Source organism: Thermacetogenium phaeum DSM 12270 (assembly GCF_000305935.1).
In the GTDB taxonomy this organism is placed as follows: domain Bacteria; phylum Bacillota; class DSM-12270; order Thermacetogeniales; family Thermacetogeniaceae; genus Thermacetogenium; species Thermacetogenium phaeum.
Genome location: NC_018870.1, coordinates 184,111 through 205,045, shown reverse-complemented (window position 1 = coordinate 205,045; position 20,935 = coordinate 184,111). Strand labels below are relative to the sequence as shown.

23 protein-coding genes, 1 tRNA gene and 1 pseudogene are annotated in these 20,935 nt (G+C 56.9%); 7 read left to right on the top strand and 18 right to left on the bottom strand.

Annotation, left to right across the window (positions count from 1 at the left end; all coding sequences use genetic code 11):
* The first annotated feature begins 143 nt into the window (after positions 1 to 143).
* Positions 144 to 440 (top strand): ATP-binding protein, encoded by a 297-nt coding sequence (locus TPH_RS01085; protein WP_015049375.1) that lies wholly within the window; start codon positions 144 to 146, stop codon positions 438 to 440.
* 253 nt (positions 441 to 693) lie between these two features.
* Here the strand turns inward: TPH_RS01085 and TPH_RS01080 are convergent, their stop codons facing one another.
* From TPH_RS01080 to TPH_RS01035, 11 genes and pseudogenes are all read right to left on the bottom strand, one after another.
* Positions 694 to 936: a CopG family ribbon-helix-helix protein gene (locus TPH_RS01080; RefSeq protein WP_015049374.1), complete on the bottom strand. Its 243-nt coding sequence runs from the start codon at positions 934 to 936 to the stop codon at positions 694 to 696.
* Positions 937 to 1,213: 277 nt separating this feature from the next.
* Positions 1,214 to 1,691: pseudogene (locus TPH_RS01075) on the bottom strand (transposase); the annotation flags it as partial.
* Positions 1,692 to 1,819: 128 nt separating this feature from the next.
* On the bottom strand, positions 1,820 to 2,053 hold the full coding sequence (locus tag TPH_RS01070) for a DUF433 domain-containing protein (RefSeq protein WP_015049372.1): 234 nt from the start codon (positions 2,051 to 2,053) through the stop codon (positions 1,820 to 1,822).
* Between the two features lie 125 nt (positions 2,054 to 2,178).
* Positions 2,179 to 2,454 carry an AbrB/MazE/SpoVT family DNA-binding domain-containing protein gene (locus TPH_RS01065; RefSeq protein ID WP_015049371.1) on the bottom strand — a complete coding sequence of 92 codons (276 nt, stop codon included), beginning with the start codon at positions 2,452 to 2,454 and terminating at the stop codon, positions 2,179 to 2,181.
* 133 nt (positions 2,455 to 2,587) lie between these two features.
* Positions 2,588 to 3,469 (bottom strand): decaprenyl-phosphate phosphoribosyltransferase, encoded by an 882-nt coding sequence (locus TPH_RS01060; RefSeq protein ID WP_015049370.1) that lies wholly within the window; start codon positions 3,467 to 3,469, stop codon positions 2,588 to 2,590.
* 497 nt (positions 3,470 to 3,966) lie between these two features.
* Positions 3,967 to 5,547, bottom strand: a complete 1,581-nt coding sequence (locus tag TPH_RS01055; protein WP_015049369.1) for a stalk domain-containing protein — start codon at positions 5,545 to 5,547, stop codon at positions 3,967 to 3,969.
* A gap of 238 nt (positions 5,548 to 5,785) precedes the next feature.
* Entirely contained in the window at positions 5,786 to 7,939 is a 2,154-nt protein-coding gene (locus TPH_RS01050; RefSeq protein WP_015049368.1) for a copper amine oxidase N-terminal domain-containing protein, read from the bottom strand.
* Between the two features lie 55 nt (positions 7,940 to 7,994).
* A complete protein-coding gene (locus TPH_RS01045; RefSeq protein WP_028991193.1) occupies positions 7,995 to 8,219 on the bottom strand; it encodes a hypothetical protein in 225 nt (74 codons plus the stop codon).
* Between the two features lie 533 nt (positions 8,220 to 8,752).
* Positions 8,753 to 8,887 (bottom strand): hypothetical protein, encoded by a 135-nt coding sequence (locus TPH_RS16145; RefSeq protein WP_015049367.1) that lies wholly within the window; start codon positions 8,885 to 8,887, stop codon positions 8,753 to 8,755.
* Between the two features lie 109 nt (positions 8,888 to 8,996).
* Positions 8,997 to 10,283 carry an MBOAT family O-acyltransferase gene (locus TPH_RS01040; protein WP_015049366.1) on the bottom strand — a complete coding sequence of 429 codons (1,287 nt, stop codon included), beginning with the start codon at positions 10,281 to 10,283 and terminating at the stop codon, positions 8,997 to 8,999.
* Entirely contained in the window at positions 10,280 to 11,449 is a 1,170-nt protein-coding gene (locus TPH_RS01035) for an SGNH/GDSL hydrolase family protein (protein WP_015049365.1), read from the bottom strand. The genes TPH_RS01040 and TPH_RS01035 overlap by 4 nt, the downstream gene beginning before the upstream one ends.
* Before the next feature lie 373 nt (positions 11,450 to 11,822).
* Here TPH_RS01035 and TPH_RS01030 point away from each other — a divergent pair, with 373 nt between their 5' ends.
* Positions 11,823 to 12,074 carry an AbrB/MazE/SpoVT family DNA-binding domain-containing protein gene (locus TPH_RS01030; RefSeq protein WP_015049364.1) on the top strand — a complete coding sequence of 84 codons (252 nt, stop codon included), beginning with the start codon at positions 11,823 to 11,825 and terminating at the stop codon, positions 12,072 to 12,074.
* On the top strand, positions 12,049 to 12,525 hold the full coding sequence (locus TPH_RS01025) for a type II toxin-antitoxin system VapC family toxin (RefSeq protein ID WP_015049363.1): 477 nt from the start codon (positions 12,049 to 12,051) through the stop codon (positions 12,523 to 12,525). Before TPH_RS01030 ends, TPH_RS01025 begins: the two co-directional genes overlap by 26 nt.
* A gap of 49 nt (positions 12,526 to 12,574) precedes the next feature.
* Here TPH_RS01025 and TPH_RS01020 read toward each other — a convergent pair whose 3' ends face one another.
* Together TPH_RS01020 and TPH_RS01015 are read right to left on the bottom strand one after the other, a co-directional pair.
* Positions 12,575 to 12,802: a type II toxin-antitoxin system HicA family toxin gene (locus TPH_RS01020; RefSeq protein WP_028991194.1), complete on the bottom strand. Its 228-nt coding sequence runs from the start codon at positions 12,800 to 12,802 to the stop codon at positions 12,575 to 12,577.
* 2 nt (positions 12,803 to 12,804) lie between these two features.
* Entirely contained in the window at positions 12,805 to 13,032 is a 228-nt protein-coding gene (locus TPH_RS01015; RefSeq protein ID WP_013821627.1) for a type II toxin-antitoxin system HicB family antitoxin, read from the bottom strand.
* A 298-nt stretch (positions 13,033 to 13,330) separates the two neighbouring features.
* Between TPH_RS01015 and TPH_RS01010 the strand changes: the two genes are divergently transcribed.
* Both TPH_RS01010 and TPH_RS01005 read left to right on the top strand, forming a co-directional pair.
* Positions 13,331 to 13,558 carry a hypothetical protein gene (locus tag TPH_RS01010; RefSeq protein WP_015049362.1) on the top strand — a complete coding sequence of 76 codons (228 nt, stop codon included), beginning with the start codon at positions 13,331 to 13,333 and terminating at the stop codon, positions 13,556 to 13,558.
* A 6-nt stretch (positions 13,559 to 13,564) separates the two neighbouring features.
* On the top strand, positions 13,565 to 13,990 hold the full coding sequence (locus tag TPH_RS01005) for a type II toxin-antitoxin system VapC family toxin (RefSeq protein WP_015049361.1): 426 nt from the start codon (positions 13,565 to 13,567) through the stop codon (positions 13,988 to 13,990).
* An 85-nt stretch (positions 13,991 to 14,075) separates the two neighbouring features.
* Here the strand turns inward: TPH_RS01005 and TPH_RS01000 are convergent.
* From TPH_RS01000 to TPH_RS00990, 4 genes are all read right to left on the bottom strand, one after another.
* Positions 14,076 to 14,150, bottom strand: a tRNA-Gly gene (locus TPH_RS01000).
* Positions 14,151 to 14,317: 167 nt separating this feature from the next.
* Positions 14,318 to 14,515, bottom strand: coding sequence for a trimethylamine methyltransferase family protein (locus TPH_RS00995; protein WP_028991195.1), 198 nt, complete (start codon positions 14,513 to 14,515; stop codon positions 14,318 to 14,320).
* Positions 14,516 to 14,673: 158 nt separating this feature from the next.
* Positions 14,674 to 14,856, bottom strand: a complete 183-nt coding sequence (locus tag TPH_RS14980) for a hypothetical protein (RefSeq protein WP_148275804.1) — start codon at positions 14,854 to 14,856, stop codon at positions 14,674 to 14,676.
* 419 nt (positions 14,857 to 15,275) lie between these two features.
* Positions 15,276 to 16,553 carry a PucR family transcriptional regulator gene (locus TPH_RS00990; protein WP_236608842.1) on the bottom strand — a complete coding sequence of 426 codons (1,278 nt, stop codon included), beginning with the start codon at positions 16,551 to 16,553 and terminating at the stop codon, positions 15,276 to 15,278.
* Positions 16,554 to 17,032: 479 nt separating this feature from the next.
* Here TPH_RS00990 and TPH_RS00985 point away from each other — a divergent pair, with 479 nt between their 5' ends.
* Together TPH_RS00985 and TPH_RS00980 are read left to right on the top strand one after the other, a co-directional pair.
* Positions 17,033 to 17,992 (top strand): 3'-5' exoribonuclease YhaM family protein, encoded by a 960-nt coding sequence (locus TPH_RS00985; RefSeq protein WP_015049358.1) that lies wholly within the window; start codon positions 17,033 to 17,035, stop codon positions 17,990 to 17,992.
* Positions 17,993 to 18,259: 267 nt separating this feature from the next.
* Entirely contained in the window at positions 18,260 to 19,234 is a 975-nt protein-coding gene (locus TPH_RS00980; RefSeq protein ID WP_015049357.1) for a polyprenyl synthetase family protein, read from the top strand.
* Here the strand turns inward: TPH_RS00980 and TPH_RS00975 are convergent.
* The gene (locus tag TPH_RS00975) at positions 19,231 to 20,316 is read right to left on the bottom strand and encodes a tetraprenyl-beta-curcumene synthase family protein (RefSeq protein ID WP_015049356.1); all 1,086 of its coding nucleotides are present in this window, start codon (positions 20,314 to 20,316) and stop codon (positions 19,231 to 19,233) included. The two genes, TPH_RS00980 and TPH_RS00975, sit on opposite strands and share 4 nt — an antisense overlap.
* Positions 20,317 to 20,935 lie beyond the last annotated feature (619 nt).

Here is a 20,935-nt window from a genome sequence, read left to right as displayed (position 1 = left end):
ACTGAGTAGTCATGGAAACGGCAGAAGGAACGAAGGTTATTATGAGCTATCCATTCGGCCGGCAAAAGAAAATTCAGCGGCAATTTCCGCTGCACTTATTACATAAAATATTACATGATAAGTAATAAAAAGGAGGCGGTTCAATGTGCCCGGAAGGTTGTTTCCGGTGGGGAGGGCCCGTTTCAGAAGGAGATATAGTGGACAGGGAAGATTTTATCAGCTCGGTTCAGACAAGACTGGCTGACGGCCAGAGCGTGATGCTGTCAGGGCCGCGCAGAATAGGGAAAACCTCAATCGCTTATGAGGTTATAAGGCGGCTGAAGCAGAAGGGGTTCTACACCGCCTCGGTAGATTTTTTCCGGATATCTGACAGGCGGGAATTGGCGGTGTCTCTGATAGACACCTGCCTGGAAAACAGAACCGGGATACGCCTTTTTTAATTGAAAAAGCGACCATCGAGAAGAGCGGTCGAAGATTGTATAAGTTCATTGAGCCCATGTTTCGAGACTATCTCATGCAGGGGGGATTATAGCTGCCATCGAGTAGGAGGGAGCGGCTAGCCCCCGTCCTCTCACACCACCGGACATGCGGGTCAGCATCCGGCGGTCCTCAAGGCGGCCCTGAACACCCGGTCGGGGGCCCCGCCAGGGAACAGGAGGGCGGAGACCAGCACGTTCGTGTCCAGCACTGCCTTCATTGCCCCTGCCGCATCTCATCAATGATCTGTTCCACTTTGCTTTCGTCCGTTATTCCCAAGGCCTGTGCCTTAAGGGAGGCCTTGCTCTGCATCTGCTCCCATTCCCGCAGGGCCATATACTGGCGTAGCGCTTCCCGGATGAGCTCGCTTTTGGAGCGGTTTTCGACTCTGGCTAGGGCCTCTGCCTTCTCCGCCATTTGAGGGGGCAGAGAGACCGTCCAAATGACTGTTTCCCGCACTTCGATCACCATCCAGACCGAAAATTAGGGAAGGTGTGTGTTACTTAGTATTACTCTAGCATCAACATTGGGCTGCGCCAAGATTTTGTTTTCACTCGGCCTCCGCCCGGCCGGTAGCTATCCCCGAGGGAGGCAGAGGCCCCTTGCGCTGATCCCCTAGGAGTGCCGAAAGTGACACCCAACTGTTGCTCTCCCAAGCCTTTCAGCATCCTTTACCCCCGACCCACCGCGCCAGCACCAGACCCAACCCCAGCCCCGCCCAGCTCCCCAGGAAGCCCAAGGCCCGAGCGTCCCCAACCGCCTCTTGTGTGCGCCGCTTCAGTACTTTGGCGATCGCCAGCACCCGTTTTTTGATGCTGCGCGTGCGGTCACGGACAGCTGTTCCCGCCTCACCAACGGCAGCCTGCGCCTGTTTCACCAGGCGTGTCACCACCCGCACTGTGTCCGCAATCAATCCGGAATCGGTGGGATGGTGGATGTTCGCCTCGACGACGGTGGTGTCCACCCGCAATTTGTTTCTGCTCTTTAAGAGCCTTTCTTCCTGTGCTTTGCGGACCAGGTGGGCGTTTAACTCGGCCATGTGGTCATTGCCGTCAGCATCCAGCCGCTGCCGGATCTTGGACAGACTGCTGGGATGGGGCACCGGCTTGTTCCAGGGAATCCGAAAGATTTGGCACCAGCTGATCCTGTCGTTGACCAAGGCGCAAAGGTGCCGCCGCTTTCCCGTACTGGTGTTTGAGCGCTGTCATGCGCAGTTAGGTTTCCTACTCTGGAAAGCATAAGCAATTTGCAACTTTGTATTATTTTGTATTTGTTTATCTTTTTCCATAAATCTTGCAAGAATCCTACAAAATTTATGCCAAAGTGATGAATCAGATCATGCTCATATAACTTCAAACACTTCTTCATTGGCTATGGTCTTCTGAGCATAAATTAACGCTGCTCTTACATCTTGTTCCTGAATACCATATTCTTCCGTAATTTCTTTTACGCTCAGGCCATTCGCCAGTTTTTCCAAAATTAATTCAACAGAAATGCGCGTTCCACTAATAACAGGCTTACCACAGAGAATATTTTTATCTATTGTAATCCTCTTAAGCAAATTTCTCCTGTTCATTTTCCGTCCCCCCTTGTTTTCAATCCAAGCCTTATTCTCTTTTTTACACGGTGCTTTTCTCTTAGTTTATCACCGGCAAGCCATTTCCATAACCCGGGAAGCCTTGGCATCTATCCAGACAGACGTCAGTTCCCATTTTTCAGCATCCAGGCGGCTTTTCCGGCGTACTTACGCCTGGCCGCATCCTCTTCCTCAGCGATGCCGGGGAAAGGGCGCTTCGGAGGCAAACATCCGGCCAATTCAGACAACCTTCTGGCCTTTCGAACGTGGACGGTGAGCGTACGATGGGGAGAAAGCCGGAAGACGAGCCCGTCACCGCTTTTGATGCCGAGAAAATCTCCGATCTTTTTGGGAACCTGTACCTGCCCCTTGCCGGTAACACGGCCGCTTGCCTCAATCATAACCCCATGTCCTTTGCTGCTGCGTTTCCTAACTATCATTTTATCAATGATTTTATGCCAGTCAATGGCAATACTTCGTCCATGACATTCCGGGATGTATCACTGCCGGCACCGGGCCTCCGGCTGCCGGGGGCTACGGCGCCAGCACCGGCACACCCGGCGCCTCCCCCAGGTAGAGGATCAGGAAGCAGGTGATGATCCAAAGGAGCACCGCCGCCTGGAGCGGCCTGTCCCCCACCAGGACGTCCTCCGGGGCGCCCCCGCCGCCCGTCCGGTAGATCACGTAGAGATAGCGGAAGAGACCGTAGAGCACGAAGGGGATCGTCACCATCAGCAGGCGGGAGGTGGGGGCAAGGAAGGTGTAGAGGGAGTAGGAGATGATGGTGGCCGATGTGGCGATGGAGATCATCTGATCGATAAAGGCCTGGGAGTACCCGTCCAGGGCCGGGCGGTGCTCCCCCGCCCCTTCCGAGAGGAGGAAAAGCTCGTGGCGCCGCTTTCCCAGGGCCAGGAAGAGGGAGAGGAAGAGGGTGCAGAGGAAGAGCCAGGGGGAGAGGCTGACACCGATTGCCGCCACCCCCGCCACCACCCTCAAAAGAAAGCCGGCGGCGATGGTGAAGACGTCCAGGAGCACCAGCTCCTTGAGCCGGAGGGAATAGCCGGCCATGAGCAGGGCATAGGTCAGGGCGACCAGCCCCAGCTCCGCGTTCACCAGGAAGCCCCCCGTTACTCCGGCGGCGAGCAGCAGGGCGGCGTAAGTTCCGGCCGCCCCCACCGGCACCCTCCCGGAGGCTATGGGGCGGTTCCTCTTCACCGGGTGCAGGCGGTCGCGCTCCCGGTCGTAGATGTCGTTGAGGACGTAGACCCCGCTGCTGAGGGCGCAGAAGACGGCGAAGGCCGCCGCCGTCCGCCCCAGCAGAACCGGGTCGCAGGCGCTCCGGGAAAACACCAGCGCCGCAAAGACGAAGAAGTTCTTCAGCCACTGTTTCGGCCTAAGCAGCCGGACGTAGTCCAAAAGTTTCCCCTCCCTCACCGCTTATCAAGATAATCCCCGCTCTGGACGACACCGGGCGGCAGCTGCGGGGAAAAGGCCTTTAAGTTCTCCTTCAACCGATCGGCCTCCGCCGGGTCGAAAAATCCCCCCGCAGGCAACCGTCTTTTGTCGCATAAATAAACTGCTATTCGATAGTTCGGGATTGATTTCCTGCCGGTTTGCAAGATGTCAAAAAATGCAACGCAAAAAGTTCTTACGCTGCTAGGCGGTACGCGGTTTCTATCACTTATCTGACAATGCGTTCCGGTGCATCCCTGCGCTTACTCCCGAACCCGGTTGAACAAGCGGCATGGGAGCAAACCATGATACGTCCGGCTGAAACAAAAAACCCGGCTGCGACAGCCGGGGCGGAACGGTTCTTCAGCTCCATGAGCACGAAAGCGATCCACGGGTTTGAAGAATACCTTCCTGGAAATCTTGTGCCGGCAGGTGAACTCGAAAAGCATCAGCTGCGTTTTTTATATGGTAACGGTGACCTCGCGCCTGATGTAGTTCCAGTTGAATTCGGCCCCCAGAGCCTCGCCCAGGTAGCGCACCGGCAGGAAGACCCTCCCGTCCTTCACCTGAGGTGCCACGTCCATCTCGACAACCCTGGTGTTCACCAGCATCACCCTGCTCCCTACCTTCATGGTAATCTTCCGGTCACCTTTCACCAGGGTGACCATCCCGGTCTTCCCGTCCCAGGTGATGTTCTCATCCGGTATCCCCAAGGCCTGTGCGGCATACCGCACCGGCAGAAATGCACGCCCATCTATTGCGTAGGGAGCGACGTCCATTTCGACATCCCGGTCATTAACGCGGAAACTCTTCTCACCCATGACAAACCTGACCACTGTAGGCTCCGGTTCCGTATTCTCACTTTCATCCCTTTTGGCCTGCTCTTTCCGTTCCGCGGCCAGCTCCTCGTCTGAAATGCCTTTGACAACCGGCCGCCCGGTCAAAAGGTTGAAGTTGGCCACCTGAATGGCGTGTTTATAGACAAGCCCGGCAATGTTATTCTCTACTTCGGCGCATCCGGCCTCGGCCTCCTTAAGTTTTTCCAGCGTCGTCATACCGCAGTCGTACAATGCCCTGGCCACGCGCAACTGCTCCTCAGCCGCCTGCTTTGCTGCAAGAAGGGCATTGTACTGCTCCTCTGTGGCACGTATATCCTGATACAGGGTGCGCACCTTTTCCTTAATGGCGCTCTCCGCCGCCGCAACATTCAACTCGGCAATATCCACGTCGGGCTTCTCCACATCGTAGTACTTATAGGAAACCCCTCCCGATCCAATGCCCCATGGATAATCCACGTCCAGCTGCTCGATGGCAACCAACTGTTTCAGCTTCCAGATGTCCTTACTGTTCTCAACGGCGCGCGCAGCCTCGGCGTCCAGGCTGTCTATCTCCAACGGCGTAAAACTGAGGGCGTCTGTGAGAACCGGGCGGTCTTCAGGCCAGAGTCCGACTACTTTGTTGAAGGATATATAAGCTTTTTCCAGCTCCGCCCTGGCGGCTTCCAGAGCCTTGCGGGATGCTTCGGCCCTGGCCTCGGCTCCGGTGACGGCAGCGCCGGTGACCGTACCCGCCCGGAAGCCGGCCCTTGCCACCCGAAGAGCTTCCTCATCCCGGGCCAGATCAACCTCTGCCTTTTTCAATTTATCCTGACAGTTGATCACCGTATAGTACTTGGTAAACACATCAACAACAATGTTGTCCTTTTTCTGCTGCAGGTCCTTTTTAGCCATCTGCCAGGCGATGTCGGCCTTGAGAAAGTTCGTCCAAATAATCGCAGCATTGGGATTTCCCGAGGGCCCAGAAGCCGGTATCATCTCAACAAAATGCGAGGCATCCTGGCGCTGTTCCTCCGCCTTTTCAACACCCAGTTCAGCCGCTTTTACATCTTCACTGTTCGACCAGGCCATAAGAACGGCTTCCTTGAGACTCAATTCCGGGCTCGCGGGCTCCTTCGCCCAGGACACAGGCAAGGCAGCCCCTGCGGTGAAACAAAGGAAAAGAAACAAGGCAAGCATAATGCTGCGCGGTTTTTTAACTAACAAACCGGCCATCCCCCTTCTGAATACCTCACCGTATATATTGCTCCATCCCAATATATCTTTCACGTCAAGAAATTGTCAAGAGATGGCGCAGATGGTATAGAGGCAGATAACATGATTTCAGGGCGCGAAGACGATTCACAGATAACCCGAATTCTTTTTTTACCTGTCTAAAAACAAAAACAAGGGTCCGGGTCGATACCCGGGCCCTTGCAGTTAACAACTTGCCGCCAATCACCTGTTAGAAGTTGAGGATGATGGTGTTCGGGTCGGCAGGATCCCAAACCACTTCTGCACCGAGAGCCTGTGCCAGGAAGCGGAACGGAATCAGGACACGGCCCGGAACCACCTTCGGAGCGACATCCATGTTCAGGGTAATACCGTTCACAAGGATCTGCTTGCTGCCGACCTTCATCTGGACGAAACGCTCGCCCCTGATGACGGTGACGGTCTTGCTGGCCTGATCCCAAAGGATGTTGGCATCGGGCACACCCATGGCGTTGGCCACAAACCGTGCGGGCAGGTAGGTCCTACCGGCCTCGGCTATCGGGGCAACATCCATCTCGAATTCCTGTCCGTTGACGGTGTATTTCTTCTCGCCAATCTTGAAGACTGCCACACCCTTGGTCTCACCCGGCGCCGGAGTGACGCACTTGGCCAGGACAACCTCTGCAGCAGCGTCGGTACGGAATTCGTTGTCACCTGTTCCATAATTCTCAACTACAGCTAACCCGCCGATCTTAACCTTCAGGTCACCCTCCGGCACAGTACGGTCGAGAGTCAGCTTGATGCCCGAGATCTTAATTGTGCTGGCCCTCAAGCTTTCGCTCTTAACCGGCACCTCGAACACGCGGTTCGAACCATACGTGACAGTGTTATCGCTGGTATAGACCGCATCCGTGACCCGGGCCTGATCCGCCTTTAATTCAAGATCTCCAGAAACTACCTCAACTGTAGGCGTCGCAGCAAAGGTGACACCCGACGGCAGAATTATGGCAATGCTACGATTTGTACCTTGCTTAATAGCGCCGCCCGCCGCTTCGGTGATCACCAGGTCAGGCGCGGCCTGGGCCTGCACGCCGATCTTAACGTCGGTTGGCGTAGCCGTTCCGCTCACCGCCGGCGCGGCCTTCGCCACGACGACCTTGGTCTCGGGCGCACCAGCACCGCTCACCGCAGCCTCGATGTCGCCTGCTCTACCGGCTTCTATGCTGAGCTTCAGCTTAAATTCATACTTCCTCGTATCACCTTTGTCGCCCGAAGGATAGAACGTCAACTTGTTGTCGCTCCAAGTTAAGCTTGTGGCATAACTGGTGAGATCCGAACTACGATCAATGCAATCCCTGATCTTGACCCAATCGGGCAGCTCAACTGTGACTTTTCTTCCATTGATCAGCGAGTCCTCGACGAGCTCTTCAATGGTGATCTTGTCGGTTTTTTCATCCAAGATGCCCGACAGGAGGGTCTTAACGCTAGCCACACTGACCTTTACACCGTACTCAGCGTACTTCGCTACGGTTATCTCAGACGGCGTGACGGTCGTATCATTGCCACCTTCAATGGTTGCCACAACGTCACCAGTCTTGGCCACGTCTTCATCGTCAACCTGCACTCTCGCAGAAATGTCAACAACGCTAGGAATTGAAGGATAGGTTGTTGTATCCGTGCTCACATTAACCTTAAGCAAGCGTGGCTCATCGGTCGTAACCGAGGCGGTTACAGCACCGCTGCCTGGACTTGGATTGGACCACTTGAATCCCGCCGGTAACTTGATCTTAACAGATTCAGTACCTCTTTTCAAGGAACCCGAGACAGCTTGGGTCAGCCGAATCGTTACGGTTCCGTAGGTATCTACGCCAAAGGTGGGTGCACTCCCAACAAGAGCGAGTTCAACCTGGCCACCAAGAGCCCTGGCGACAACGACTTTACCACCCTCAAGTTGTCCGCTCGTATTGAAGAAATTCAAACTTACGTCACCGGCAGCGCAATCTTTACCATAAAAATCGACAGTAAAATTAAATGTAGCTTTATCTTTACTACCATCTGGTGTAAATGTCAATTCAGCTTTCTTACTGTCTAATGCGGTTAACGTATACTGTCCTATGCCTGAGCTTGAAGAATAAACAACACTCCTAATGTTTAACTGTTTTCCATTAGCATCAAGCACTTCAATCCAGGCTTTTGACAAAATATCACTAACAGCCGGATCTACCTTCACTTGAACAGTTGCTGATGTAATAGTTCCTGCTGTTGATGGATCAAATTTTGGAACCTGTGTTACGGTATTATACGATGCAGCACCTGCGCTTGCCGGCCCTGCAAACGGCACCACAAAAGTCACGAGCATGGCCAGCATTACGAGCAGGCTGATCCATCTTTTGCGTGTCTTTAACAAGCTGTTTCCCTCCTTTAAAGTTTCTCCTCAAAGATTTGATTTGGTCGAGGTGTTCTCAGGCTTGAGGTGTTTTGAGGCTCTGCCTCACAGTTTCCTTGCAGGTGGTCGGCCTGCAGGTCACCTTATCCCTCCTTTCCTTTCTGGTATCGTATTTGGCGTTTCCTTTAATGTGAGTGTTCCCGGCTTCGGCGGGAGATCCTGAGGCCCCGCCGCCAGCGGCGCTCTGCCGGCGCTCTAACCAGGAACCGCCGAGAAAGGTATATTCTACATCTCCCGCCAAATTCCTGCTACATCTGGACGGGCCTTCCTCGACTCTCACGTTTTATTAGACACTAAAAGGTTATAAAAAGTTCCCGGTCGCGAAAAAATTTTTTTGCGGGCTTTTTACGAACGACGGGAAATCGGAAGGAATGTGATATATATAACGTGAACGCCATTACATTTTGGGTGAGGTTATGCCGGGCACCGCTGATTTTAATTATCTGATATAAGTATTACACAAAAAAAGAAAGAATAGGGGGTTAGACTGAGATGATTTCCTTTGCTCACCGATTATATTGAGCAAGCAATGAAAGTCGCCGACTTAAACACCCTCTGTCTGTTATCGGGAATGTTGATTTGAAACAGGAGCCATGCCACTAGTCGCTGAGCTCCCTGTAAATGCCGCGACTTTATCATCCGCCTCCTCAAACTGGGATTCCGGCTGCTTTACAGCGTGACAGGTCACCAATTCATGATTTATGGTAAACACCGTTTGGCATACCATCTAGCGTCAAGTACTCTGTGCCGCAGTTGAAATTATTGAAGAGAAACCTAAAAGTCGGTATAGATGAACCGCGCCTCCACTCCGGTTGAGAATAACACACAGAGGACGATCAGGAAGAAGAGGAAAAACCCCCATCCTAAATCGATCCCCAGGCCGATGAAAAAGTTCATAAAGGTGCGCACAGATCTCCCTCCCTCACAGTTAAAAAATGCTCTTGCACCAACGGAAAACGGCTGCGCCATTGGATGAAAGCTACGGCATCCTGAGGCATCACATCCGGCATCCCGCATCTCAAAGCACCCGCCATATTGCCCCGATGATCTTCTGAAAGGTGATCAGGGCGCTGCCGATCGAGGGGGAGGCAAAGAGTATCCATCCGGCGGTGACGAAGTGGAAGGTAATGAAAACGTTCACCGCCCGCAGCAAAACTCCTCCCCGGGGGATGCGGTCCCCGAGGCAGCGCCGCCAGATGCGGTACCCCGCCAGGCCGAAGCCGTGCCAGAGGCCCCAGGCCACGAAGTTCCAGGCGGAGCCGTGCCAGAGGCCGCAGATGGCGAAGGCGGTTACCAGGTTGAAGAGGGTGCGCCCGAAGCCCCTGCGGTTGCCGCCCAGCGGGATGTACAGGTAGTCCCGGATCCAGGAGGAGAGGGACATGTGCCAGTGGCGCCAGAACTCCCCGATGTTCGGCTGAAAGTAGGGCCTGTCGAAGTTCTCCGGCACCCGGAAGCCCAGCATCCGGGCAAGGCCGATGGCCATGTCGGAGTAACCGGCGAAGTCAAAGTAGATCTTCAAGGAATAGGCGTAGACGGCCAGGATGAGGGCGCCCGCCCCCGCCTGCTCCGGGGTCGCCAGCGCTGCGGTGAACTGCCCGGCGGTGTCGGCCAGGATGAATTTCTGCGCCAGGCCGAGGATCACTCTTTTCGCCCCTTCCAGCAGGTCATCCACCCGGAAAACCGGCATCCCCTCCGACTGCTCATGGAAGCCCTGGTAGCGCTTGATGGGGCCGCTCACCAGGGTGGGGAAGAAAAAGATGAAAAGCAGGTAATCATGGAAGTTCATCTGGTGGCGGCGGATCTTGCCCAGGTAGACGTCGGCCAGGAAGTGGATGAATTCAAAGGTGAAGAAGGAGATGGCCAGGGGAACCAGAATCTCCGGCTGCGGGAAAAGCGTCTCGTGGTGCAGGTGCCGGGAGATTCCGTTCAGGGTGGCCACAACCATCTTCCAGTACTTGAAGTAGCCGAGCACTCCGGCGGCAAGACAGATCCCCAGGACGGCCAGGATTTTCGCCCGGAGGGCCGGCCACCCCGCTCCGGGCGCTCTTCGCAGATCGCTGCCCGAACCATTCTCATCAGAAGGGAGCGCCTCTTCCGTTTCCCGTGCCCTCAGGATCCCCAGTGCTATTAAATAAGTGACAACGGTCATCACCAGGACCAGCAGCAGGTGCAGGGGGTAGGAGTAGAAATAGAAGATCATCCCCGCTACGGTCAGGAAGCCCTTGCGCCACCGGCAGGGCAGCAGCCAGTAGACAGGCAAGACCACCGCCAGGAAGATGGCGAAAACTCCGGTGGTGAAGATCAACTCTCCCCACCTCCCAGCATCGGCGCCAGATGTTCGGCCAGTATTCCGGCAACGTGTCTGTTCCCTGCCGCATTCAGGTGGACGTGGTCGGTGAACATCCAGGAGGGGATCTTCCCGTAAAAGCTGATGTAAGGCACCGGTCCCCTGCGGAGCAGGCCGTCCACCACCCGGACGTTATGCTCGTAGGCAGCGCAGGTGATGAGATCCCCCAGGATTTCGACGTTCTGGTCGGTCATGAAGACCAGGGCACGCTGACCGCTCCGGTTCAGGTGCTCCAGGATCTCCTTCGTGAAAAGATAGGCCTCATTGGTCGCCGGGTCTACGGGGGCCGGGCTGTACATGAAAGCCACCCTCTCCCGCTGCCGGCGGCGGGCTTCCGCATCCTCGAAGGGCTTTTCCGCCCCGGCGGCCTCATCCGTTGTTGCGGAACGGAGCACGGCCGGTGCAATGCTGCTCAGGCATCCCCGGACCAGCTCCTCCAGCTTCTTGCGGGGATGGCTGCCGAAGAGGACGGCATTGATAACCTCCCTCTTCCCGTAGAGCTGCCAGTGGCGCGCGAAAAACTCCCCGATGCGCTCTTTCCCCCGGCGGGGATAGATCCGGTCGACGGCCTTTGCCGCATCCTCCGGCAGCCCCTCGTCCAGGTAGAGCCAGTCGAAGGCGATGGGGTCCTCGATGCTGGCCTTGCCGTAGAAGATCATGTTAAAGTCGGCGACCACAAGGTCGGGACGGAGTCCCTCCACCCGGCGGAGCAGGCAGTAGAGATCACCGGGCTCGCTGCCTGGTACCGCCAGGTTCCAGACCCGTACTTTCCTGCCGGGCAGGCGGGCCGCCAGTTCTTTCTCCAGGTAGGCGGGGATGCTCTCCCGCTCCCCGGCACCCGCCCCGTACGCCACCGAATCCCCCAGGAAGAGGACGTTGACGTCGTAGCGTCCTTCATTCTGCCGGATGTAATCGATGGCACTGGGGAGGTCCAGGTGTATTCTCTCAAAGCTGCGGGGCAGGCGTTCGTGGAAGACGTAGCTCCGGCTGCGCCTCCGGTAGTATTCCGCCAGGAGGGATGGCGTGGCGATTTCAGCCAGCAAAAGCAGGGCCAGGGTGATGGCGAAGACCCTCTTCAGGCTGCGGGGCTGCAGAAATCGGCGCATTTTTTCCAGATCGGGCATAGGCGGCATCCTTTTCGGAATTTTTGATGTGGCGAACTTCGCCTGCGGGAGGAGCAAACTTCCCGCCGATTATTCTTCTGCGCAGCGGCAGGAAATCCTTTTCTACCGCGGCTAAAAACTCATACAAAAGGTAGGGTAAATACCCCGAGGCAATGAGCGAAAAACGGCAGGAGATGTCCGGACAGCAGCTGTGGTAATGGGCGGGACCTCTAGGAACAGCGGTTCAAGAAGCGGGCAGCGGGGAACGTAATCAGCCCCCCAAAAGTTCCCGGCCCCGGAAAAAATTTATTCTTTGCATTCCGAAATAAACAGTAATATAATCAAAGATAAAGTACGACTTTATGATAATAAATATGATATAGGAGTGAAAGGTATGAACGTTTCGCGGGTTTCACCACGGGGGCAGGTCGTGATCCCCAAGCACTTAAGGGATAAGTTTAACATCAAACCGAATTCGAAGGTGTACTTCACCGAAAGCGATGGGAAGCTTGTTCTGCACATCCTGCCTCCCGATCCGGTAGCCGCCGCCAGAGGAATTTTGCAGAAAGACATCCCCCTGGATGAACTGATCAGACAAAACAGAGAGGAAGAGCTGTCCTATGAAAAAGAGTTCCAGAACCGCTGATCCGGCTGTCGAGCGCTACACACTCGATACTTACGCAGTTTTAAGCTATTTGAGGGATGAATTCTGTGCGGATGAAGTGGCCTCGCTCCTGCAGGCAGGAAAAAGCGGCAGGGCGCTCCTTTATTTTTCCTGGATCAATCTCGGCGAGGTTTTCTGCATAGTGCAGAGGCGAAACGGGCATGATACCGCACGCAGTATTGTGGAAATGATCAAAGAGTGGCCGGTGCGGCTGGTGCTTCCCTCCCAGGAGGACATTTTGAGCGCCGGCGAAGTGAAGGCGAAATATCCGCTCTCCTATGCAGATGCCTTCGCGGTAGCCCTCGCCCGGAGCAAACAGGCCTATCTCGTCACCGGGGATATGGAGTTCAAGAAACCGGAGGAAGACGGGATGGTGAAGGTCCGGTGGCTGAAAAACGGTCCGAATCATCGAAGCGGACGGGGACTGGATTGACTTTGAGGAGATCGCCCTGACCGGGCCCGCCAGTTTCGCAAATTCCTGCTCAAGTGAGAAGGCTTTTAAACTCGTCAACGGTTAGTCCGGCCTGCCTTAAGATAGACCTCAAAACCCCCTGCTTTATGTCCCTGTTACCGTGATAAGGAACGACAGTCCTCCTGCCGTCTGGGTGGCGGAGAATGTAATGACTGCCAGTCGCACGGTCAACCTCAAAGCCCAGTTTTTGCAGGGCGGCAATGACTTCCCTCGCTTTAAGAACAGGTGGCTTTCCCATGTTTAGGCCACATCAACTGTGATAGTCTCTACTTCCGCTTTCTCAAAGCCAAAAGGGAGCGGCTCTCCATGTTTTTTCAAGCTCTCGATATACCCCCTGATGGCGTCTTCAGCCATAGCCAAAGCCTCTTCCTTCGTTTCCCCCTGGGTGACGCAACCAGGTAATGCCGGCACAGAAGCGATATAGCCTCCTTCCTCGGCTGGTTCAAGGTAGACAATGAAGCGGGCCATTTTTTCCCTCCTCAAGACGCATTTCAACCCTTACATAGTATGCCCTCATGGAGAAGATTTAGCTTTTCTGTGGGCAAAATCCTGCTGGGGTAATAGAGAGTTTTTACAAGGGCCTTCACCTTCCGTTTTTGCCGGCAGCGGCGGCCTTCGGGGCGGGTTCGGAGGGCCCTCGCCTTTCTTGCACCGTAAGGGCTTGAGGGTTTAGGTGCGGAGTTTCTGATTTTCGTTATTCGTTATTGACTAATAATGGCTGAATGTGTAATAATGAATGTGTAATTTACTGTAAGGAGCGACGGACATGCGTAGAATGCAGGTCGTAGTAGAAGAATGGCAGTACGAGGTCCTGCGGGCAATTGCCGGACGACAGGGGAAGTCGGTATCGGCTATTTTGAGGGAGATGATCTCCAGCCAGATCAGCAAAACCTCCGGCAAAGACCCTCTGCTGGAAGCTGCCGGGATAGCCCAGGCGACGCCGGAAAAAGACCTGGGTAGTGAAACAATTGACGAACGCCTCTATAAGGCGTGAGGTAAAATGCGACAGATATTTGTAGATACAAGCTTTTGGTACGCCCATGCCTTTGCCGGTGACCCCCATCACCAGGAGGCAGCAGCTTTTCTCAACCATATATCTGCTACCCTTGTAACTTCTAACTTCGTTTTTGACGAATTAATGACTATCCTGCGGTATGACTTCGGCCACCACGTAGCCGTTAAATACGGGAAACACCTGCGGGAGAGCAAGATCTGTACTCTGATACGCCTGAACGCCGATGATGAAGAAACAGCATGGTCGCTTTTCCTTAAGTACGGCGATCAAAATTTCAGTTTTACAGACTGCACCAGCTTTGCTCTCATGCGCCGCCTGGGAATTAACGAGGCAGCCGCTTTTGACGGTCATTTTGATGCCGCCGGTTTCATCCGCTTACCCGAGGTGCCGCTAAGAAAAAACCCCCGTTGATGGTAAGATCTACCCTTCGCCTTTCGGCGCAAATAAAAAGCCTCCCGAAACCTCTTCCGGGAGGGCCGCACCGTATTCAAAAATATGGAGCGGGAAACGGGATTCGAACCCGCGACACCCGGCTTGGGAAGCCGGTGCTCTACCACTGAGCTACTCCCGCCTGTGTACCATAATTATAACCGACGGCCGGCCGCCTGTCAAACACTTTGGGAGGTTTTTTCGGTTCGGACTGTTGGGGAATCAAACCCATAGCGCCTGTTGAAATAAGGCCGGGGCAGGAGGCGCTCCAACGGCCCCGCCCCGGCATCATCCGGTCAAAAACTCTTACTAAACAGCGATTATTCCCGGTTCCATTTCCATGATCCTGGCGACGACGTCATCCGGCAGCCGCTGCGGCCGGTGGTTCTCCAGGATCTTTCTCGCTTCCTCCTCGGCCTTTGTCCAGGTGTCCTTGCCCCCGGCTGCCTCCCAAGTTTCGTAATTCGTTCTCGTGGCGACCCGCGGATAGTAGAATTCGGTGCGCACACGTGGCGAACAATAAACAAAGAGGCCTCATGTTCTGTAGGGGGGGACTTGGCCATCCGCAAGGACGGCCGCATATTGAGGCCTCTTCTTCTTTTCTTACGTTCAGATTACTTTTAGGTTTGGGCGAAGCAGAAACCGTATTCGGCTCCACCTCTCAGCTAATCGAGGCTGAAAAAGCTCCATTCGCGTTTTTCGGGCGGCCTCCCGTCGTTTTCATCGCTCCCGGCTTCCCGGCGCTTCCTGTGACAGGTGATTTTCCAGAGAAGGCGCTGCTTCATGAGCTCCATCTCTTCGGATACTTCTTCCAGTATTCTCGCCAGTTCCCTGTCTTCCACTGCCATCACCCTTTCGTTAATTTTTTAAGCTTATGGGGCTGCGGCCGCACCGCCCCGCTCCTGCTGCTGTCTTGCCGCAGGGCTTCCGAGGCCGCCCGGAAAGTGTATCTTCAGGCGCAAATCGTAAGGTTCGATCTCGGGATTAAAAAAGATCCGGATTTAAAAATAGATGTTGGGAGACGAAAGAGCGTCTGTCAAACTACCAAGGGATGGGGACAGAGCTAAAGAGATGGCAAACCATCCCCTTACTTTGTTCGTCTCCCAACGGGGGGGCCTAATTCACACCGCCGGCCCGGAGCCGGCTGCTTGTCTTAAGATTTTATCACTAACAACTCCCTTTGTCCTTGTTAAGAAGTGCCATTTAAAAGGGCAGCTTTTATTGCCGCCTGACAAACGGGCAGGAAGAGTGGAAAAGAATCCGGCCCTTACTGGGCGATCTTCTTCCTCGCCCGGAGGATGCGGTAGACCTGAATCGCCACCACCACCCTGGCCACCTTCTGCCAGCAGCTGAAGTCGATTCCCGCCAGCTCCTTTATCCGGCGCAGCCGGTAGCGCAGGGTGTTGTAGTGGATGTACAGCTTCTCTGAAGCCTGCCTGAGGTTGCCGTCCGCTTCGATCACCGCGATCAGGGTCTTTAAAAGCTCCGTACCGCAGCTCTCATCATATCTAATCAGGTCCCCTAAGTGCTCCTCGCAGTACTTTTCCAGCTCCCTGGTATCCTCAACGCGCATCAGCAGCCTGCTCATACCTAAGTCGTCGTAGTGGACGACCGCACCGGAGGAGTTCATCTCCACGTTCATCTGGATGGCCTCCAGGGCCTCCCGGAAGGCGTCGGGGAGTTCGGAATAGTCGCGGCAGACCCTGGAGATGCCGATCTTGACGATCAGCTCCTGCTCGTCAATGCCCTTCTGCAGCTGAGGGATGAGGCGCCCGGCGATATTAAGGCACTCCTGTTTGACGGAAGCGGGGGAGTCCGCTTCCGGAACGAGGAGCATGACGTTGACGTCCCCCATGTGCGCCACCAGGTAGTCGTTTTTGGAGTGCTCCAGCATCACGCTCCTGATTCTGCTTTCCAGCCTGTGGAGATACTGCATCCTCCCTGCGATGCTGGGATGAGCAATTCCATATCCCGAAGGCGTCACGAGTTTGATGGCGAACAAGACCTGCGGCCTGGTGACGTCCCACTTGTAGATGTTCCCCCTGTGCAGAGCGGTGGCCCTCGTTTCGATCCTCCCCTCCAGCAGGTCCCTGACGAAGTCGTTCAAATAGCGGCGCTCGATCTCCTCGACAGCCCGGCGCTTTTGAAAGTCCAGCGCCGCCACCAGCGCCGCCTGCTCCACCGCCTCCTCATCCGGAGGGCAGAGGGCGCCCTCTTCTTCCAGAAGGCAGAGGAATCCAAAGAGTTCTGCACCCGCCCGGACCGGCTGCAGCAAGAGGGGAAGCGGCTCCCCGTCCGCTGCGACGACAACCCGGCTCCGGCCGGCGGTGGACGGATAATTCTCCAGCAGTCCGGTTTTGATCTCCCCCGCTTTGAAGATGGCCTCTTTATCCGAGGAGGCCAGCGGATTGAAGTCCCCGTCCAGCATCAAGACCGGCCTCTCGAGAAACCGCCCCAGGGAGGCTACCAGAGCTTCCAGGCCCTTTTCCTGCAGAACCAGGTCCAGAAGTTCCCGGTTCAGCGCTTCCCTCGTTTTGTTCATCATCACTGCCACAGTTTCACCCCCCATTGCCCGAAGTTTTATGCTCATACCTGTGCAGTTTCTTAAAATTATACTGCAAATCGGGGAGCTTCTCTGCACTTTTTCAACAATTTTCGCCCTCAGAAGATTCACAAGGACTAAACTGTTTTCCGGACCGACATCTGTTATAATCTAAATATAATCAAAGGTAACGGGCTCCAATCTGACGACGCTGAGGGCCTCCGGCGTTTTCCGCTTTTCGGCTAAAAGTTAGAAGCCGGCCGACGTCTGAAAAGACTCAGAAGTAAAGCCCCGGAAGCTTTTCCGGAAAGGAATTCATCTTCCGGCGGAGCCGGAGCGGAACGAAAGGAGAGCGCAGCCGGGAACGAGGCGGCTTTTCTTAGAAGACCGCCATGCCGCCACCGGCGGCACCAAGAGAGGAACAAAAAATCCCCAAGGGGCCCGCAGCATCGGCTTTCAAGACCGGGAGAGGGGGATGGTGGGTGAAGACGCAGTGGGTGAAGACCCTGCAGCCTGGTGCGGAGGTAGCGACGTATTTCGGCATTTTCGACGTCAGTCTTGCCAAGACCAAGAGCGGCGCCAACTTCTTAAAGCTCCTGCTGGGGGACCGCACCGGCAAGGTGGAGGGGCGCGTCTGGGATCCCGCGCTGGCGGAGGACCTCTACCGCTCCATCAGCCCCGGGGACATCGTCATCATCCACGGCGTCGTCACCGAGTTCAACGGGCTGCAGATCAACCTGGAAACCTGCACCAGGGTGAAGAAGGAAGAGGTGGACCTCAACGACTTCCGCCCGGTCACCGAAAAGGACATCCCCCAGATGCTCCGGCAGTTCACGCTGGAGCTGGAGAAGGTATCAACCCCACCCCTTAAAGCACTGCTCAAAAACATTTTCACCCCCGACTTCCTGGACGGCTTCGGTCGGGCCACCGCCGCCCGCACCATTCATCACGCCTACGGGGGAGGGCTGCTGGAGCACACCCTGGAGGTGCTGGCTTACTGCGAGCAGGTCTGCCGGGTCCAGGGGGAGATGATCGACCGCGACCTTCTGCTCACCGGAGCCTGCCTGCATGACATCGGCAAGCTCTGGGAATACGACCAGGAAGCCCTGACCTTCCGGCGCACCGAGGCCGGCCGCCTGCTGGGCGGGCACGTCATTCTGGGGCACGACTTCGTGCGGGACAGAATCGCCCAGATCGGCGGCCTCCCCGGGAGGCTGGAGCTGCACCTCAGGCACCTGATCCTCTCGCACCACGGGCAGAAGGAGTGGGGGGCGGTGGAGGAGCCCCACACCCTGGAGGCGGTCGCCCTGCACCACGCCGACTTGATGTCCGCCCGCTTAAACCAGGTGGAGCAGGTCATCAAGGCCGGGCGGAGGGAGGGTCACTGGACGGGCTACGACCGCCACCTGGGGCGCAGCATCTACGTTCCGGAGAGCCCGTAAAGCTTTTCTTCCCCGGCAGGGCTCGCGGGAAACCCTGCGGCAGGCCCTGTGCTGCACGGTGAAGCCGCTTTGATGCGCCTACCCCCCTCTAAGGGAAGGGCTTCGGACTTAAAACCCTCCGGGGAGGGGTGTTTTTTAAGCTTCTGATCCAGTATTTACCCAGGCACGGATGTCCCTGCCGCCGGGCTTTCGAGGCGGCCGGCAATGAGGAAAACCGCCCCCGGCAGGGAATAATAAATTCACATCCACTTACGGCAGGTGTCAATCATGACCTCTCTAGTCTGGCAGCAGGAACTGAATCTCTCCCCCGTTCTTCAAAAAGTGGAGCGCCAAATCCTCGAGATCACCGCCGGGCACAACAAAACCCTGGGCGGGCTGGCAGCCCGGATTATCGAAGCGGGCGGAAAAAGGCTGCGCCCCCTCCTGGTTCTCCTTTCAGGATGGAAGGAGCAGCAGGACTGGGAGCCGCTAGTCGACGTGGCGGTAGCGGCGGAACTGATTCATACGGCATCTTTAATCCACGACGACATCATCGACAACGCCGGAAAAAGGCGCGGTCTCCCCACCATCAACTCCACCAGGGGAAACCAGACCGCCGTCCTCGCCGGGGATTACCTCTTTGCCAGGGCCTTCTCCCTCCTCTCGGGCAGGCGCACCTGGAGGGCGCTTCCGCTGATGGTGGAGGCCATCGAGGCGATGTGCGAAGGGGCAATCGAAGAAATGGCCACCCTCTTCGACCACACCCAGACGGAAGAGGACTACCTCTCCCGCATTTACAAGAAGACCGCCTCCCTGGTAGCAGCCTGCTGCGGGGCGGGAGCAGAGGTCGGCGGGGCTCCGCCGGAGGTGGTGCACGCCCGGAAGGAATTCGGGCGCAACCTCGGCCTGGCCTTTCAGATCGTGGACGACTTACTGGACTTTTCGGCAGACGAACAAACCATCGGCAAACCCGCCGGCTGCGACCTCATCCAGGGCATCCTCACCCTTCCGGTGATCTACCTCCTGCAGAACCCGCAATGCGGGGGGAGCATCAGGGAGATCATCGCCGGGCGCAGGTGCACACCCGCCGACTTCGCCTACATCAAAAAGGCGGCTCTGGAAACCGCCGCCCTCAAGCGCGCCTACATGAAGGCCCGGGAGTTTCAGGAAAGGGCCCTGGCCTGCCTGGCCTCCTTCCCGCCGGGCCCGGTGCGCGCCGCCTTCGAGAGGATCGCCGAACTGGTAACCACCAGGAAGAGCTAGATCTTCCCCTGCCGGCGCAGGCCGCAGCAGGCGCGGTACAGCCGCAGGGCCTCCTCCCCTCCCGCCTCCAGGATCCTGTAGGCGGCCTCTTCCAGCCCCTGGTCCCGTACTTTGGGGTCGGAAAGGTAAAAGGCCGGAAGCCCCCGCACCACCGTTACGTGGAAGAGGGGGTCGGGGAGCCCGGATGCCCGCTCCAGGGCGTTCCGGAGGAAGAAGGAGAGGCGCTGCACACCCCTTTCGGCATCCGGGTAGTAGAAGACGAAGTTGAGGTCACCTTCCCGCCGGTCCTCCTCCTGGTCAATCAGATAGTCCAGCAGGATGTGCAGCCCGCAGATCCAGGGAAAGTAGCCGGCGGCTATTTCCCCGGCCGCCGCCGGGTCGAGACCCTCCCTGCCGGCAGCGGCCACCAGAGCGAAGATGCCCAGGGTGGAACCGGTAGCCGCCGCAAACTCCCACCAGTCCAGGTCGCCGCAGCCGTCCCGGTGGGCGGCAAACCATTCCTCCAGGTACTTCTCCCGCAGCGCGGCGTGGGTGTGCTTGTAGGTCTGCAGGTCGCAGTAGAGTGACGCCAGGCGCAGGGCGGCATCCTTGACGACGGGGTAAGAGGGAAGCCGCCTCAGCACCCGGCGGCATTCGGCCACCAGGGCATCCAGATAGCCCCCGTCATCCTTGAAGGGAAAGAGGTCGTAGTAGCCGGAGGTTCCACCCTCCGGTTCGAGGGCGTCCGTAAACGCCCTGTGCAACCTGCGGAAGGCCGCTGCCTCCAGGCAGCCGGTGCGGTCGCAGAGGTTGTCCAGGTAATCGCTGATGGTCTGAAAGGCCACGATGAATCTTAAGGTGTCCCTGTGCGCCCCCTCCATCAGGGCATAGACAGCTCCGCCCAGGCAGTGAAACTTCTTCTTTTCGATGCTGGCCAGCCCCTGCGAGCGCAGCTCTTCATCCCCCGCCCGGTCGAGAAAGCGGCGCCAGCGCCCCAATTCCCTTTCCACCCCCGGGAAAACCCGGGTGACGAAACGGGTAAGCAGGGCGATCTTCTTCGCCTCCTCCGCCAGGCTGCTGCGGCGGTGCCGATCGCTCGCCATTCCTTTCACCGTCCCGTATCCATATCCCGTAAGATCCTGTTTCGCATCGCTTTATTAAGGCCTCCGGCCTCCCGGAGCGGCATCTCCCGCCGCCCGGCTTCCGCCCGGTAGCGGGACTGCTCTCTGTTATTCTACCACAATTAACCGATGCACATTGCAGGTAGGGGGGCTGACCGGGAGGTGTTCCTACGCCCACCATCCGCCGCCCCTCCCGGCGGGCCGGAGGGGGTGTGGGGTTGACGCCGCCGAGGGCTTCGCTCCCACGGAGAGGAGGGGGAACGGTGCCGCCGGATGAAGGACAAGGCAAGTAAAAAGAAAGAAAGGAGAACGGCCTCTTAGCTGCGAATTATTCCTTAAAGGCTCTCTGCCGGTGAAAGGCCGGCGGAGGAGGCGGCCCTACCGCAGGCACACCTGCCGGCGCTGCCTTTCCCGACCGGCCGGACGGTCCTCCCGGCGGCAGTTGCCCGCCGGCGGAGCAGCCGTTCTCCCGGCAAATTCCCTCTGTCGATCGGCGACCCGGCCGAACGCCGGCGGAAATGCGCCGGGCCTCACCCGGCTCTGCCCGACGGAAGTGCGAGAACGGCCGGCTTTCGGCCGGCGTCCTTGAGAGCAAACCGTT

What these genes read in the sequence shown, in the direction of transcription:
- TPH_RS01085 (WP_015049375.1), top strand. Translation starts at nt 144, where the DNA reads ATGTGCCCGGAAGGTTGTTTCCGGTGGGGAGGGCCCGTTTCAGAAGGA.
- TPH_RS01070 (WP_015049372.1), bottom strand. Translation starts at nt 2,053, where the DNA reads ATGAACAGGAGAAATTTGCTTAAGAGGATTACAATAGATAAAAATATT.
- TPH_RS01065 (WP_015049371.1), bottom strand. Translation starts at nt 2,454, where the DNA reads ATGATTGAGGCAAGCGGCCGTGTTACCGGCAAGGGGCAGGTACAGGTT.
- TPH_RS01035 (WP_015049365.1), bottom strand. Translation starts at nt 11,449, where the DNA reads ATGCCCGATCTGGAAAAAATGCGCCGATTTCTGCAGCCCCGCAGCCTG.
- TPH_RS01030 (WP_015049364.1), top strand. Translation starts at nt 11,823, where the DNA reads ATGAACGTTTCGCGGGTTTCACCACGGGGGCAGGTCGTGATCCCCAAG.
- TPH_RS01025 (WP_015049363.1), top strand. Translation starts at nt 12,049, where the DNA reads ATGAAAAAGAGTTCCAGAACCGCTGATCCGGCTGTCGAGCGCTACACA.
- TPH_RS01020 (WP_028991194.1), bottom strand. Translation starts at nt 12,802, where the DNA reads ATGGGAAAGCCACCTGTTCTTAAAGCGAGGGAAGTCATTGCCGCCCTG.
- TPH_RS01015 (WP_013821627.1), bottom strand. Translation starts at nt 13,032, where the DNA reads ATGGCCCGCTTCATTGTCTACCTTGAACCAGCCGAGGAAGGAGGCTAT.
- TPH_RS01010 (WP_015049362.1), top strand. Translation starts at nt 13,331, where the DNA reads ATGCGTAGAATGCAGGTCGTAGTAGAAGAATGGCAGTACGAGGTCCTG.
- TPH_RS01005 (WP_015049361.1), top strand. Translation starts at nt 13,565, where the DNA reads ATGCGACAGATATTTGTAGATACAAGCTTTTGGTACGCCCATGCCTTT.
- TPH_RS14980 (WP_148275804.1), bottom strand. Translation starts at nt 14,856, where the DNA reads ATGGCAGTGGAAGACAGGGAACTGGCGAGAATACTGGAAGAAGTATCC.
- TPH_RS00990 (WP_236608842.1), bottom strand. Translation starts at nt 16,553, where the DNA reads ATGATGAACAAAACGAGGGAAGCGCTGAACCGGGAACTTCTGGACCTG.
- TPH_RS00980 (WP_015049357.1), top strand. Translation starts at nt 18,260, where the DNA reads ATGACCTCTCTAGTCTGGCAGCAGGAACTGAATCTCTCCCCCGTTCTT.
- TPH_RS00975 (WP_015049356.1), bottom strand. Translation starts at nt 20,316, where the DNA reads ATGGCGAGCGATCGGCACCGCCGCAGCAGCCTGGCGGAGGAGGCGAAG.